Genomic DNA, 14,582 nt, shown 5'->3' on the forward strand with positions numbered 1-14,582 from the left:
TTCGTGGCAATGTCACGTTTTCGGTGCTATTCAGCCGCGCAATCTCGCACCCGCCCGGGGTGCGTTAAGATTCCGAAGGATTTGGATAGTGCCCGATACGATGATCTCGGTGGTCATTCCCTGCCGGAACGAAGCCGATAATCTCGCATTTCTGCTCGATGAAGTTGACGCTGCCATGGCAGGCCGCGCCTATGAGATCATCGTCGTTGACGATGGCTCCACCGACGCGACCGGCGAGGTTCTGGCAAAGCGGATAAAGGCAGGCCTGCCGCTGCGCCATATCCGCCATGACCGCTCCGCCGGACAGAGCGCCGCCGTGCGCTCCGGCGTCTTCGCAGCAAAGGGCAAGATCATTGCCACGATAGACGGCGACGGCCAGAACAACCCCGCCTATCTGCCGAAACTTAGCGATGCACTTATTGCCGCGGGTCCTTCGACGGGCATAGCGGCCGGCCAACGGTTGAAGCGCACCGACACGAAACTGAAGCAACTTTCCTCCCGCGCAGCCAACAAACTGCGCAGCGCGCTTCTCAAGGACGATACGCGCGATTCCGGCTGCGGCTTGAAGGCGGTCCATACCGAACTTTTCCGGCAATTGCCGTTCTTCGACGGTTGGCACCGCTATCTGCCCGCGCTGGTGATCCGCGAGGGATTTGGCGTCGTCCATGTCGATGTGATCGACCGGGAGCGGCGCCACGGAAAATCCAACTATGGCATTCTGGATCGTGGAGCGCGCGGCATTCTCGATCTGTATGGCGTCTGGTGGCTGCGCCGCCGCCGCAAAATCGTGCCCGGCGTAACGGAGATTACCCATGGCTGAAATGTTCGCCCATCTCGCTGAGTGGCTCCACGATGTCTTCATCAAGCAACTGGACGCCTGGGTGATTCTGGGTTTCGTCGCGCAGGCCTGCTTCAGCATGCGTTTCGTGGTGCAGTGGGTAGCATCCGAAAAGGCCAAGCGAAGCGTTGTGCCCGTCGCCTTCTGGTTCTTCTCGCTGTTCGGCGGCACGCTGCTTCTCGTCTACGCCATCCAGCGACAGGACCCGGTCTTCATCGCCGGCCAGGGCATGGGCCTCTTTATCTACATCCGCAATCTCTGGCTGATCGCTAATGAGAAGAAGGCTGTGACGAAAGTCGATTGAGGGCAAAGTCACGCCCAGTCGGAATCGCTTACCGATTCGGGATCAACCCCTTGGACCGCGTTTTGAAGAAATGAGATCAGCCCGCCACCGGCCCCGCTGGCAGGCTGATGCAATGCTCAGTGCTTGCGCTCTGGCCCCTTCCGCTCCGCTGAAGCAGCCCAAAGATTGATGTCTGCATCTTGGGCGTGAGCGTCCATCTCGCGCAGTTCCTCCTCGCTGAAATCACCGTTTTCCAGCGCCTTCACGCAATCCACGATCTGTTCGGGACGGCTAGCGCCGATGAGGGCGGAAGTGACACGGCCGCCACGCAAAACCCAGGCGAGCGCCAACTGCGCCAGCGTCTGCCCGCGCCTTGCGGCGATTTCGTTGAGCCCGCGAATGCGCGCGATGGTGGCCTCGTTGATGAAATCAGGACGGAGCGATTTGCCCTGCGCCGCCCGGCTCTCCTCGGGTATGCCTTTCAGATATTTCGTCGTCAGCATGCCCTGAGCCAGCGGCGAGAAAACGATCGAGCCGATGCCGAGATCGTCAAGCGTATCGATCAGGCCATCCTCCTCAACCCAGCGGTTGATCATGGAATAGCTAGGCTGGTGGATCACGCAGGGCGTGCCGAGCGCCTTCAGGATCGCAGCGGCTTCGCGCGTGCGCTTTGAGTTATAGGACGAGATGCCGACATAGAGCGCCCTGCCCGAGCGCACGATATGATCCAGCGCGCCGCATGTTTCCTCAAGCGGTGTCTTGGGGTCGAAACGGTGCGAATAGAAGATATCGACATAGTCGAGGCCGAGCCGCTTCAGGCTCTGGTCGCAGCTGGCGATCAGATATTTGCGGCTGCCCCACTCGCCATAAGGGCCCGGCCACATGAGATAGCCGGCCTTCGACGAGATGATCAGCTCGTCGCGATGTGCGCGGAAATCCTCGCGCAGGATGCGGCCGAAGGCGGTCTCCGCAGAGCCGGGAGGTGGACCGTAATTGTTGGCGAGATCGAAATGGTTGATGCCGAAGTCAAAAGCCGTACGGCAGAGCGTCTGCTTCAGCGCGTGGGGCGTGTCGTCGCCGAAATTGTGCCAAAGTCCGAGCGAAATCGCCGGCAGATGCAGGCCGCTGCGTCCGCAGCGGTTATATTTCATCGTGTCATACCGATCGGCACGCGGTTCCCATCCCATCTCAGTTCCTTTCGCGTTTCCTCAGGATGAATATCAGGCAAGCCATTTGTCGTAATCGGACACCAGCAGGTGAACTGGCTTCACATCTTCCTCGATGGTCGAGAAGCGGCCGATCTTTTCGCGGAAGATATTGTCAGTGAGATCGTCATTGACCGTCGATACCTCGCCGATGAGCACATCGCCGCCTTCGCCCCAGAACGCATGCCAGTTGCCCGGCAGAAGCGTTACGCTCTCGCCCGGCTTGAGCTTCAGGAGTCCGCCCGCCTTTAGCGTGACGAGGCGTCCGTCGCAGGCGACCGTGACGTCCGTTTCCTCGTCAACGCTGCCATCGGCTAATGAATTGAAGAGTTCCAGCGTCAGGGTTGCGCCGCCGCGATTGATGATGTCCTCCGCCTTGACGATATGGCGGTGCATCGGCGAAAGCTGGTCTTTGCGCGAGATCATGATCTTTTCAGCATAGAGCATGCCGGTGCCCTTCTTCAGGTCCTCGGCATTGCCGTTGCGCGTCGTGAACAGGAAGAGGCCGAGATCGGCGAACTTGCCCTGGCCGTAATCGGTGATGTCCCAGCCGAGCCGCGCATCGAGGATCGCCGCCGCATCGCTTGATGTGTGGGTCTTCATCTCTTCCGGCGACCAATAGGCGAAAGGCGGCATGACATACCCGAAGGAGCGAATAAAAGCGTCGCTTTCGCGAATGATTTCGTTGATTTCGGAGCGTTTCATAGGTCTCAATTCCTCCATGCGGGGCTATAACGCCGGGTGACGCTTGGTAGCCCCCTTCGCAGCCCCCTGACAATCCTAAAATTGACAATCCCGAACCTGTGCCAGCCGCCACATCCCGGCATTCGTCAGCGGTGTCGTCTTTACGTGAAGCCGATGTCGTTTCTGCATGAGCTTCCATACCCATCCAATGATTAGATCATGGCATTCAGGTGCTGCTCTCTAGGGAGGGCGATAATTGGGAAATCGGTGGGAAACCGATGCTGCCCCCGCAACGGTATCGGAGTCGGAAAACGGCAATAAGACCACTGGGCAAAATCAGCCTGGGAAGGTGCCGCAATCATCCGCAAGGATCGCTCCGAAGCCCGGAAACCAGCCTGAAGGACAAGATTCGACTGATCGCGGCGGGCGGTCAAGCGGAGTCCCGTGTACGCCACGTCCTCAGCCCGGGGCCGTGCGCCGTCGCTGGCCTCTTCTCCCTCGCCGTTCGACTAAACATTCGCTATGCGAGGCAAAGGCATGGACGTTCGCAATGAAATGCTCAAACATCTGAAGGGGCGCAATGCCAATTTCAGCCTAGAGCAGAAGTTCTACACCGACCCAGACTATTTCAAGCTGGATCTGGAGCACATTTTCTATCGCGAATGGCTCTTCGTCGGCCATGATTGCGAATTGCCGAAGACCGGCAGCTACCTGACGCTCCAGATCGGAGCCTATCCGGTGGTGGTGGTGCGCGACGCGCAAGGCCAGATCCGCGCCTTCCACAATTCCTGCCGCCACCGCGGCTCGCGCATCTGCTCTGCGGAAAAGGGAACGGCGGCGAAGCTCGTCTGCCCCTATCACCAATGGAGCTACGAACTCGACGGCCGCCTGCTTTTCGCCCGTCAGGTCGGCCCGGATTTCAAGCCGGCCGAATATGGCCTGAAACCGGTCCATTGCGAGAGCGTTGCCGGCTATATCTTCGTCTGTGTCGCCGATCACGCGCCGGACTTCTCCGCGACGCGCGCCGCGATCGAGCCTTATCTCGCGCCGCATCGCCTGGGCGAAACCAAGGTCGCCTATGAAAGCACCATCATCGAGAAGGGCAACTGGAAGCTCGTCTGGGAAAACAACCGCGAATGCTACCATTGCGCCGCCAATCATCCCGAACTCTGCCGCACCTTTCCCGAAGCGCCCACGGCGACCGGCGTGCAGGGGCTGATGGACGATCCCGAGATCACCGCGCTCTGGCGGAAATGCGAGGCAGCCGGCCTGCCTTCTACCTTCAACATGTCCGAGGACGGCCAGTACCGCATCACCCGCGTGCCGCTGCTGCGCGATGCCGAAAGCTATACGCTTTCGGGAAAGCGGGCGGTGAAGAAGCCGCTAAGCCCGGATGTGACCGAAAGTCATATCGGCACGATGCTGCTGTTTCACTACCCATCGAGTTGGAACCACGTCCTGGGCGACCACGCGATCTCCTTCCGCGTGTTGCCGATCAGCGAGAATGAAACGCAGGTCACCACCAAATGGCTTGTCAACAAGGATGCGGTCGAGGGCGTCGATTACGATCTCCACGAATTGACCCATGTCTGGACCGAGACCAATGACCAGGACCGCCGCGTGGTCGAGGAGAACGCCATCGGGATCAAATCCCCTGCCTATCAGCCCGGCCCCTATTCGGTCGGACAAGAGGGCGGCGTCATGCAGTTCGTCGAATGGTACGCGAATTTCATCACCCCTCGCCTTGAGGGCAAGGCCGCGCCGCTCAACCGGGTTGCATAAGGGAAAAACAGGTCATGACCGTCATGCTGTCCCATCCATTAAAGCACCTCGACGAGATGCTTCCCTGGAACGACAAGCTGCAGATGCTGGAATGCATCTCTGCTGTCGAGGAGGCGCCCGACGTCATGACCTTTTCCTTCCGCACGCCGGATCACAACTGGTTCCGCTACGCGCCCGGCCAGTTCGTGACCCTCGAACTGCCGGTCTCGCCGGAGCCCGTGATGCGCACCTATACGCTTTCCTCGACCCCCTCGCGGCCCTATTCGCTGGCCGTGACGGTCAAGGCGCAGAAGGATTCGATCGGCACGCGCTGGATGCTCGATCATTTGCGTCCGGGAATGCAGATCAGGGCCTATGGGCCCACCGGTGATTTCTCGCTTCACAACCATCCGGGCGAGAAATATCTCTTCATCTCCGCAGGCTCCGGCATCACACCCATGATGTCGATGACCCGCTGGCTGCACGATTGCTCGCCCGCGTCCGACATCGTTTTCATCAACTGTGCCCGCACCCCTGACGAGATCATCTTTCACGATGAACTGCGCCTCCTGGCCACCCGCGTGGAGGCGCTGAAACTCGCCTTTATCGTCAAGCAATCCGCTCCGCGTCATGCCTGGAGCGGCCTGCACGGCAGGATCGACCGTTCCAGGCTAGAACTGCTCGCACCCGATTTCATCGACCGCACCGTCTTCTGCTGCGGCCCCGAGCCCTTCATGCGTGCAGTGCGTGAGGCGCTGCAGGCCATGGGCTTCGACATGGCGCGCTATCATCAGGAGAGCTTCCAGCCGGCGGCCGAAACCGTGGTGACGCCTCCCTCGCCCGCGACCGGCAGTCCTGACGCGGCGTCGCAAGCCGCGACCGTGCGGTTCACCCTGTCCGGCGTCGAGGTGGAATGCGCCGCTGATGACACCGTTCTTCTCGCAGCGCGCAATGCCGGGCTGAAGATCCCGAGCGCCTGCGAGTTTGGCGTCTGCGGGACCTGCAAGGTGCTGTGCAGCAGCGGCGAGACGATGATGAGCCACAATGGCGGCATCCGCGATGACGAGATCGAGGAAGGCTATATCCTCGCCTGCTGCACCCGCCCCATCGGCCAGATAGAGATCGACGCCTGACCCAAATAGCATTCTGTCAGTTGACGAAACGGCATTTCTGACGCACCTCTTCGCCGGGAAAAAATAAGAAAAGATCAGAATGAGGGTGGTTAGGCGATTCCAGGGATCGGAATCGCTCCGGAAACGCGTGGCAGGAGGTTCGCATGGCGGAAGAAGCATTGATTGTGATCGATATGCAGAATGATTTCTGCCCCGGTGGCGCGCTGGCCGTGGACGGCGGCGACGAGATCGTGCCCGGCATCAACCGCCTCATCCAAACGTCCGATCACGTCGTTCTGACGCAGGACTGGCACCCGGCCGGCCATTCCAGCTTCGCCTCCAGCCATCCCGGCAAGAGCCCGTTTGAAACGGTGACCATGCCCTATGGCGAGCAGAAGCTCTGGCCCGACCATTGCATCCAGGGAAACCCTGGCGCCGATTTCCACCCGCAACTGGAGTGGACCAAGGCGGAACTGGTGGTGCGCAAGGGCTTCCGCACGGCGATCGACAGCTATTCGGCGTTTTTCGAGAACGATCACACCACCCCAACGGGGCTCGGCGGCTATCTACGCGAGCGCGGCATCCGACGATTGACGATTGCCGGGCTGGCGACCGATTTCTGCGTCGCCTATTCCGCCCTTGACGCGGTCGAACAAGGCTTTGCCGTCACCGTGCGTCTGGAGGCATGTCGAGGCATCGACCTTGCCGGGTCGATGGCTGAGATGATCGGCCGGATGCGCGGAGCAGGCGTCACGCTCGCCTGAGCGCATTCCAGCCTCCAAGCCGCCAGCGCACGACGGTTTCCGCCTCCTCGGAGCAAACCGCTCTTTGCGAGAACACTGTCGTCGTTGGCACCATGATTTCCCCCGTTCTCCACGGGTCTTTTCCGGTTCATTGCAATGACCACCACCATAGAAGCGCAAATGCGCAGTATCGATTCTTTCTGGCATGAAGCACGCGCCATGCTGGCGCTTGCCTGGCCGATGATCCTGACCAACGTCGCCCAGACGGCGATGACCGCAACCGACGTCATGATGATGGGCTGGATCAGCCCGGATGCGCTTGCCGCGGGCGCCCTTGGCTCCAACCTCTATTACACCCCGATGTTCTTCGGCATGGGGCTGACACTCGCCACCTCTCCCATGCTGGCCCGGCAGCTCGGGGCAAACCGCCATTCCGTGCGCGAGGTGAGGCGCACCGTCCGCCAGGGCCTGTGGGTAGCGCTGTTCATTTCGGTGCCTCTCTGGCTCATGCTTTGGCAGGCTGAAGCGATCCTGCTCCTGATGGGGCAGAAGCCGGATCTTGCACGCGTGGCCGGGCATTACGTCCATACGCTGCAATGGAGTCTCCTGCCCTTCTACGGCTATATCGTGCTGCGCTCGTTCATCTCGGCGTTCGAGCGGCCGGGCTGGGCCATGGTGGTGGTCCTCTTCGCCGTGCCGTTCAACGCGCTGGCCAACTGGTGCCTGATGTTCGGCAAGCTCGGTTTTCCAGCACTTGGCGTCGCCGGCTCAGGACTGGCCACTACGCTTTCGAGCAGCGTGATGTTCCTGGGGCTGATAATCGTCGTTCTCAGGGAAAAGCAGTTCCGCCGTTACAGGCTTTTCGGCCGGTTCTGGCGGGCCGACTGGCCGCGCTTCCTCCAGATCCTGCAACTGGGGCTGCCGATTGCCGCCATCATCGTCTTCGAGGTATCGCTTTTCAATGGCGCGGCCCTGCTGATGGGCCTCATCGGCGCATCCTCGCTCGCGGCGCACGCCATCGCCATCCAGATCTGTTCCCTGGCCTTCATGGTGCCGCTCGGCTTTGGCCAGGCGGTGACCGTCCGCGTTGGACGTTTCTTCGGCGCTGGCGACGGTGAAGGCGTACGCCGGGCCGGATGGACAGCCTATGCGCTCGGCGTCGGTTTCATGACGCTGACTGGGCTTGTGATGGTGCTGGCGCCGCATTTTCTCATCAGCGCCTTCATCGACATCCACGCGGTGCAGAATGCCGAAGTGGTCGCGCACGCCGTCACCTTCCTGATCTTCGCCGCACTCTTCCAGATCGCCGATGGAGCCCAGGCCGTCGGCAGCGGGATGTTGCGCGGCCTTCACGACACGACGATGCCGATGATCTACGCCGCGATCGGCTATTGGGGCGTCGGTATGCCGCTCGGCGTCTATCTGGCGTTCTGGATGGGATGGGAGGGTGCGGGCATATGGACGGGCCTGTTCATCGGCCTCGCCGTGGTAGCCGCCCTCCTTCTCTGGCGCTGGCTCACCCGCGCCAGATGGGTCCCGGCGGAACTGGCTTAGCCGCAGCCGCGCGCGGGTTCCCTACCGCTCGCGCGCGTCCTCCTCCGCCTCCTGCCATCCCGGATTGGCCCTGTTGTAGCGCATGGACGAGATGAGCGAGAGCAGGATCAGCGCCGCGCCGATCAGCCCGGTGATGACTTCGGGAATGTGCATCAATGTCTGGACATACATGATTACGGCGAGGACGAGGATGGCGTAGAACGCGCCGTGCTCGAGATAACGATACCGGCCGAGCGTCTGTTTCTCGACCAGCATGATGGTCATCGAGCGGACATAGAAGGCGCCAATGCCAAGGCCGATGGCGATCACGAAAAGATTGGTCGAAAGCGCGAACGCGCCGATCACCCCGTCGAAGGAAAAGCTGGCGTCGAGCACTTCGAGATAGATGAACGCACCGAGACCGCCTTTATGAACGGTGTTCATCTGCTCTTGCGTGGCATCCAGCACTTCGCCAAGCCCTTCCACGGCCAGGAAGGTCAAGAGCCCGTAGATGGCCGCGGTCAGGAATGTATCGGCCTCGCCCTGCGGCAACTGCCGGGAGAAAACCAGGATCAGCACCAGCACGATGCCGATTTCCACCCCCTGCACGGAAGCAAATTTCGACAGGCGGCTTTCCAGAACCTTGATCCAGTGCACATCTTTCTCGACATTGAAGAAATATTTCATCCCCACCATCATCAGGAAGGTGCCGCCGAAGGCCGCAATCCCGGTATGCGCCTCGCCGATGATGCGCGCATATTCGGCCGGCTGAAAGATGGCGAGGCGTATTGCCGAGATCGGATCGATCCACGCCGCGATGGCGACGACGGCGAGCGGAAAAATGATCCGCATGCCGAACACCGCGATGATGATGCCCCATGTCAGAAAGCGATGCTGCCATTTGGGCGTCATGTCGCGCAGGATGCGCGCATTGACGATGGCGTTGTCGAAGGAAAGCGAAATTTCCAGGATGCCTAGCACGAGGCAGATGATGAAAACCGAAACGGCGCCCTCGATATTGCCCGTGGTCTCATATCCAAGCCAAGCGCCAAGCGCGAGGCCGACGATCGTGAAGAGGAAGGCCCAGGTGAAATAACGAAGATTGGCCATGACCACCCGCTGAAACGAGATGACGATCCACACGCGAGCGACCGGCACCTAAAGCGGCTAAGATGCTTCGGCGTGCCTGGCGGTGCGAACGGCAGCGCAATCTACGAAACCGTTAAGACCTATTTAGAACCGGAACCCCGTGCGAACAAGGGACGAGGGTCGATTCCAACCACGGCGTCGCTTCACGACTCAAAGCGCGGCCCTGCTCGATATAAAAGACCCGAACTTGGCCGATCACTAAAGGCCTATCCGGATGCTTTTTTTGAATATTACAGAGTAAAATCAAATAATACTGTTAAATATCAAAACCAAATGTCGCCAAAATTACTGGCCTTCGCTCTTTTCCTTTAAAGATGCTATTATTTTCCAATAACAAATTCGGCATTATTGGAGTTATCGCAACAAAGTCATGGCTAATGTTATTGTCCTCGCCACTACAGAAGCACGAAACCTCGTACTCTTGGGAATGGGCAATTCTCCAATAGAGATTCGGTGCAACGTATGACTTACAAAGAATGGTGGGCCCGGAGGGACTCGAACCCCCAACCAAGCGGTTATGAGCCGCCGGCTCTAACCAATTGAGCTACAGGCCCCACGCATCACTGCCCTAGCCTAAACGTCTCGCTTAAACAAGCGTTTTGCCCTATTACGCACATATTCACTTGCGACCCATGCAGGGTTGGGACAATTTTTCAATTGGAGCTTTCTTGATGACCAAGGCAACTCAGGCTTTTTTCGGATCTGCGCTTTTCGCCGCCGCGCTCATCGGCGCTACAGCCCTTCCCGCCATGGCCCAGGAGAATGACATGTCAAAGCCCGTGCCGCGCATCATGGTGACAGGCGAAGGCGAGACCACGGCGGCGCCCGACATGGCGATCCTCACGCTCAACGTGCTGCGCGAGGCCGACACCGCCCGCGAGGCCATGACCGCCAACAACGACGCCATGGGCAAGGTCCTCGCCGCCATGAAGGAAGCCGGCATCGAGGATCGCGACCTCCAGACCTCCGGCGTCAACATCCAGCCGCGCTATGTCTATCCCGACGACAAGAACGGTCTGAAGGAGCCGAAGATCACCGGCTATACCGTGACCAACTCGCTCACCGTGCGGGTCCGCGATCTCGACAAGGTCGGCGCCGTTCTCGATCAGTCGGTGACGCTTGGCGTCAACCAGGGCGGCAATCTCAGCTTCACCAACGACAATCCCTCCGCCGCCATCAACGAAGCGCGCAAGCGCGCCATGGCCGACGCCCTGACTAAGGCAAGAACGCTGACAGATGCCGCCGGTGTCGGTCTCGGCCGCGTGATCGAAATCAGCGAGCAGTCGTTCCGCCCGCAGCCGATGCCCTTCGCCCGCAACAAGATGATGATGGCCGAGGCGCAGGCTGCAGGTGATGCGGTGCCGGTCGCAGCCGGTGAAAACACCTATCATGTCACGGTGAACGTCACGTTTGAGCTGAAGCAGTAACAATCTGAGGAAAAACGGGAGCCGGTTTCGGCTCCCGTTTTTCTCGAGACGTTTTTACCACGCTATGAGAAAAGGGCGCCACGAGGCGCCCTTTTTGCATCTACATCCAATCCGTCTTAGCGAATAGTCGGGCATCCCGGAGCGCGCGCGAAGACCACGCTGCTGCGGAAGCCACGCCGCCAGCCATTGACGCGGACGACATTGCGGCGGACGACGACGCGGGGATTGCGGAAGCCCATGCGCATCGCCTTGCGGGCGGCCTGGTTGGCAGTGCAGGCTGGGCCCGGACGATAGCCGGGGCGATGACCCCACCGGTGATCGACCTGCACAACATTGCCCTGGACACCGGACATGACCGAAACCGCCGGCGCGATCGCTGCCGCACTGGCCGGTGCGCCGGCCGAAAATGCGGCCGCAAGGCCGATCACTGCAGGCAGGACGAGACGCTTCAGGGAGATACGTGACATGGGGATTCCTCCATCATGATTGACCGGCAACCCGTTCGCCGGCTCTGTTGCATCGATAGCAGGCACAAGCTGAACGCACTGCCAACTTGCTGTTCATCTGCTATTCATCGGTGCAAATTTAAGGCGGATATCAGCCTGTTCCAGTCATATGTGCGAGAAAGTCGTCGTCGCTCTTCATGTCATGGTCGAAGGCCGTGATCTTGCCGCGCACCGAGATGCCTGCTTCATGCACCGTGTTTGGATCGCCTGATACCAGCGGATGCCACCAATAGAGGTCCTGCCCTTCCGCCACCAGCCGGTAGCCGCAGGTCCTGGGCAGCCAGTCGGATTCCTGGACGATCTCCGGCGTAAGGAAAACGCAGTCCGGCACCTTTTTCTTGCGATCGGGATAATCGGAACATTGGCAGCTCTCCGCATCGAGCAATGTGCAGGCGACGCTCGTCCAGTAGATCTCGTCCGTATCCTCGTCCTGCAATTTGTGCAGGCAGCACCGGCCGCAGCCGTCGCAAAGGCTTTCCCATTCCTTGCGGCTGAGTTCCTCCAGCGTCTTCGTCTGCCAAAATGGTCGCGTCATGCGGGCGGGATACAGCGGCGGGCGCGGTTCGTCCAGTCAAGATGGCGTGCAGATGAACGGATGTTTCAGCAGCGGTCCAGATTTGAACGGCAGGAAGACACCATCGTGACCTGCACCCGAGCCGGAACAAAGTGCAGTCATATTCGTTTGTCAGGCCTTGGTCTCACGAAAATAAAAACCGACCAGAAGTCACCAAGGTCCCGGAGAATAGATGAAACGTTCCCTACTGCTCGCCTCTACAGCCATGCTGCCCCTGTTCATCGCCAGCCCAGCCGGTGCTCAAACGGATATGCTGGAAAGCCATATTCTTCTGGCCCAGCAGGAGGGGGAGCCGCCCGCAGCAGAGCCGCAAGTGGACGAACTCCGCAAGCAGCAGGAAGAAGAAGCTTCGCGCGCGGCGGAAGAGGCAAAACGCGCCGCTGAGAAGGAAGCCGATCAGCAGATCAAGCAACAGCGCGCGGCGGAACAGGACGCCAAGCAAAAAGCTGACGAGGCTGCGGGAGAAGCGGCCGAAACCCAGGAAAAGGTGGAGCAGAAGGCCCGCCGTCAGGCGGACCAGGAAGCTGAGAAGCAGGCCGAGGAAGCCGAGAAGCGGGCACCGGACGAAAAGGCCAAGCGCATAACTGAAGAGGCACAGCGCGAAGCTGAGGCGGCAGCGGAAAAGCAGGCCGAGGAAGCGAAAAAAGAAACGGAAGCCGAAATCAGGCAAACCGAAAAAGCCCAGGAAAAGGCCGCTGAACAGGCAAAGCGCCAAACCATGGATGCCCAGAAGGCAGCCGAAAAGGACGCGGAAAAAGCTGCCGAAAAGGCCAAGCAGCAGGCGGACGACGCGGTAAGGCAACAGGAGGAGCAGAAACAACCGGCTACGCCGACGCCCGACCCGGAAAGTGCTCCCGCTCAAGACCCCGCAAACCCCGCTCCCACCCCGGAGCAGGAGCCGTCAAAGGAATCATCGGAGCAACCCATCCCGGAACAACCCACGCCTGCGGACAAACAGCCGGCAGCTCCCCCACCCTCCGATCAAGTCGAGCAACAGCCAGCCGTCACGCCCGAAGCTCCGTCTTCGAGCGACGCCGCACCGAACACCGAAAAGGCCGCACCCGCGCTCGACAGCGCCAAGGAAGCCACGCCGCCGGCGCCAGAAGTACCGGCGCAGGATGGCGAGCCATCGAAGCGTTCACAAGGGCGGGTCGAAGGCGAACAGGGCGGAGCCCCAGCCGTACCCGACGATACGGCCCAACCCGCCCAGCCCCCTGCCCCGCCGCCGGCAAGCGATGCCGAAGCGCAGCGGCTGGAGAATCCCATCCGCGTCGCGCCGGTCCGCGCCGAGGAAGGCCGGCGTGTCGAGCGCACGCCGCGCCTGGAACGCCGGGAGGGTGCGCAGGTCCTTCAGCAGTTCGATGATCGCACGGTCGTCGAGTTCAACAACAACATCTATGTCGAGAGCCAGGACCGGCCCCGCCTGTCGCGCGATGCACGTGAGGTCTATTACGAAGACCTGCCGCGCCGGCGCACCCGCGAAACCATCGTGCGGCCAAACGGTGCGCAGATCATCACCATCCGCAATCGCTATGGAGATGTCGTTCAGCGTTCGCGCATCACGCCCGATGGCAGGGAGGTCATATTGAGCTATTCGCCCGATGACGACCGCGAAGAGAGGGGCGACTGGCGCGATCCGGGCGACGACCTGCCACCGCTGCGCCTGGCTATCCCCGTAAACGAATATATCTTCGATGATCCGGATGCACCGGAGGATGACTATTACGAATTCCTCGCCCAGCCGCCTGTGGAACGCGTGGAGCGCACCTATTCGATCGACGAGGTAAAGCGCTCGGCACGCATCCGCGACAAGCTCCGCCGTATCGATCTCGATACCGTCACTTTCGCCTTCGGCTCGGCCGATATTGCAGAAGATCAGGTGGCCCGCCTGGAAAATGTCGCCAAGGCCATGCAGGAGGTCCTGAGCAAAAATCCGGCGGAAACCTTCCTGATAGAAGGCCACACAGATGCGGTCGGCTCCGACCGGGCCAATCTGGTTCTATCAGACCGCCGCGCCGAAGCTGTGGCCGTGGCGCTCACCAATGTCTTCGAAATTCCACCGGAGAACATGGCTACCCAAGGCTATGGCGAGCGTTACCTGAAGATCAACGTCCAGAAGCCGGAACAGCAAAACCGCCGCGTCGCCATCCGTCGCATCACACCACTGATCGCTCCCATGGCGAGCAAATAACGCCTGCCCCAGTAGCGCCGGCGGAGAAATCTGCCGGCGCAGAAGCACCGCTCGGGAATGAATTCCGGGCGGTTTGTTTTTCTATCGAGGAAGTCGATTAATTCTGCGGCGTGATTTCACTGTGTGAAGGCTTCCACCTGAAAGCCATTCCTAGTCAAACATCCGTTCGCCTTGTTCGTCGACGATCTGGCGTCCCTTGGAGAGTGATATGTTGACAGCATCGTCGAGGCTGGCGAACTTATCCGCGCGGATGAACTTATGTTCCTTCGTCACGCCGTTCACCTCCTTGGAGATGATGCCGCAGGTCTGGTACTGCCCACCCTCATTGTAGGGCGTGGCCCGGATGCGGAAGCCATTGTGCTCGATTTCCTTGACCGCAGCAGCTTCCCCCGCTCCCTCACGGGCTTCACCGCCACCACCGCCGAAAAGGCGCTTCAGAAAGGACATACCCACCTCGCTTTCGATTTCACGGGCAAACTAGCGGGTTCGAAAGGCGCTGTCGAGACGATCGGCACCGGTCATCGTGGCCAAACCTCCCACCAACCATATCAACGCACGAAAACGCAAAAAGGGCGG

The 14,582-nt window shown here is 60.3% G+C and carries 14 protein-coding genes, 1 tRNA gene and 1 riboswitch; of the genes, 8 read left to right on the forward strand and 7 right to left on the reverse strand.

Going from position 1 to position 14,582, the window contains the following annotated elements; all coding sequences use genetic code 11:
- The first annotated feature begins 100 nt into the window (after window positions 1-100).
- Together DUT91_RS01475 and DUT91_RS01480 are read left to right on the forward strand one after the other, a co-directional pair.
- Complete coding sequence (locus tag DUT91_RS01475; RefSeq protein WP_114438591.1) at window positions 101-820, forward strand: glycosyltransferase family 2 protein; 720 nt, start codon at window positions 101-103, stop codon at window positions 818-820.
- Complete coding sequence (locus DUT91_RS01480) at window positions 813-1,142, forward strand: lipid-A-disaccharide synthase N-terminal domain-containing protein (protein ID WP_114438592.1); 330 nt, start codon at window positions 813-815, stop codon at window positions 1,140-1,142. The genes DUT91_RS01475 and DUT91_RS01480 overlap by 8 nt, the downstream gene beginning before the upstream one ends.
- Window positions 1,143-1,258: 116 nt before the next feature.
- Here DUT91_RS01480 and mgrA read toward each other — a convergent pair whose 3' ends face one another.
- The gene (mgrA, locus tag DUT91_RS01485; RefSeq protein ID WP_114438593.1) at window positions 1,259-2,308 is read right to left on the reverse strand and encodes an L-glyceraldehyde 3-phosphate reductase; all 1,050 of its coding nucleotides are present in this window, start codon (window positions 2,306-2,308) and stop codon (window positions 1,259-1,261) included.
- Window positions 2,309-2,341: 33 nt separating this feature from the next.
- The gene (locus tag DUT91_RS01490; RefSeq protein ID WP_114438594.1) at window positions 2,342-3,031 is read right to left on the reverse strand and encodes a D-lyxose/D-mannose family sugar isomerase; all 690 of its coding nucleotides are present in this window, start codon (window positions 3,029-3,031) and stop codon (window positions 2,342-2,344) included.
- Between the two features lie 190 nt (window positions 3,032-3,221).
- A riboswitch (cobalamin riboswitch) is annotated at window positions 3,222-3,423 on the forward strand.
- 124 nt (window positions 3,424-3,547) lie between these two features.
- On the opposite strand from DUT91_RS01490, the gene DUT91_RS01495 reads away from it, so the two are divergent.
- From DUT91_RS01495 to DUT91_RS01510, 4 genes are all read left to right on the forward strand, one after another.
- Window positions 3,548-4,792 (forward strand): aromatic ring-hydroxylating oxygenase subunit alpha, encoded by a 1,245-nt coding sequence (locus DUT91_RS01495; protein WP_114438595.1) that lies wholly within the window; start codon window positions 3,548-3,550, stop codon window positions 4,790-4,792.
- Window positions 4,793-4,815: 23 nt separating this feature from the next.
- The gene (locus DUT91_RS01500; protein WP_425373738.1) at window positions 4,816-5,904 is read left to right on the forward strand and encodes an FAD-binding oxidoreductase; all 1,089 of its coding nucleotides are present in this window, start codon (window positions 4,816-4,818) and stop codon (window positions 5,902-5,904) included.
- Between the two features lie 143 nt (window positions 5,905-6,047).
- Window positions 6,048-6,647, forward strand: coding sequence for a bifunctional nicotinamidase/pyrazinamidase (gene pncA / locus DUT91_RS01505; protein WP_114438597.1), 600 nt, complete (start codon window positions 6,048-6,050; stop codon window positions 6,645-6,647).
- Between the two features lie 159 nt (window positions 6,648-6,806).
- Window positions 6,807-8,180, forward strand: coding sequence for an MATE family efflux transporter (locus DUT91_RS01510; RefSeq protein ID WP_245419435.1), 1,374 nt, complete (start codon window positions 6,807-6,809; stop codon window positions 8,178-8,180).
- A 21-nt stretch (window positions 8,181-8,201) separates the two neighbouring features.
- Here DUT91_RS01510 and DUT91_RS01515 read toward each other — a convergent pair whose 3' ends face one another.
- Together DUT91_RS01515 and DUT91_RS01520 are read right to left on the reverse strand one after the other, a co-directional pair.
- Entirely contained in the window at window positions 8,202-9,269 is a 1,068-nt protein-coding gene (locus DUT91_RS01515; protein WP_114438981.1) for a DUF475 domain-containing protein, read from the reverse strand.
- Window positions 9,270-9,785: 516 nt separating this feature from the next.
- A tRNA-Ile gene (locus DUT91_RS01520) sits at window positions 9,786-9,862 on the reverse strand.
- 117 nt (window positions 9,863-9,979) lie between these two features.
- Here DUT91_RS01520 and DUT91_RS01525 point away from each other — a divergent pair.
- A complete protein-coding gene (locus DUT91_RS01525; RefSeq protein ID WP_114438598.1) occupies window positions 9,980-10,735 on the forward strand; it encodes an SIMPL domain-containing protein in 756 nt (251 codons plus the stop codon).
- 116 nt (window positions 10,736-10,851) lie between these two features.
- Here DUT91_RS01525 and DUT91_RS01530 read toward each other — a convergent pair whose 3' ends face one another.
- Both DUT91_RS01530 and DUT91_RS01535 read right to left on the reverse strand, forming a co-directional pair.
- Window positions 10,852-11,202: an antifreeze protein gene (locus DUT91_RS01530; RefSeq protein WP_114438599.1), complete on the reverse strand. Its 351-nt coding sequence runs from the start codon at window positions 11,200-11,202 to the stop codon at window positions 10,852-10,854.
- 130 nt (window positions 11,203-11,332) lie between these two features.
- Entirely contained in the window at window positions 11,333-11,776 is a 444-nt protein-coding gene (locus DUT91_RS01535; protein WP_114438600.1) for a YcgN family cysteine cluster protein, read from the reverse strand.
- A gap of 211 nt (window positions 11,777-11,987) precedes the next feature.
- Here DUT91_RS01535 and DUT91_RS01550 point away from each other — a divergent pair, with 211 nt between their 5' ends.
- Window positions 11,988-14,006 (forward strand): OmpA family protein, encoded by a 2,019-nt coding sequence (locus DUT91_RS01550; protein ID WP_147272137.1) that lies wholly within the window; start codon window positions 11,988-11,990, stop codon window positions 14,004-14,006.
- 150 nt (window positions 14,007-14,156) lie between these two features.
- Here DUT91_RS01550 and DUT91_RS01555 read toward each other — a convergent pair whose 3' ends face one another.
- Window positions 14,157-14,453, reverse strand: coding sequence for an HlyU family transcriptional regulator (locus DUT91_RS01555; protein WP_114438603.1), 297 nt, complete (start codon window positions 14,451-14,453; stop codon window positions 14,157-14,159).
- Window positions 14,454-14,582: the final 129 nt, after the last annotated feature.

Origin of the sequence: Paramesorhizobium salinisoli, assembly GCF_003335045.1 — a bacterium.
GTDB lineage: Bacteria > Pseudomonadota > Alphaproteobacteria > Rhizobiales > Rhizobiaceae > Paramesorhizobium > Paramesorhizobium salinisoli.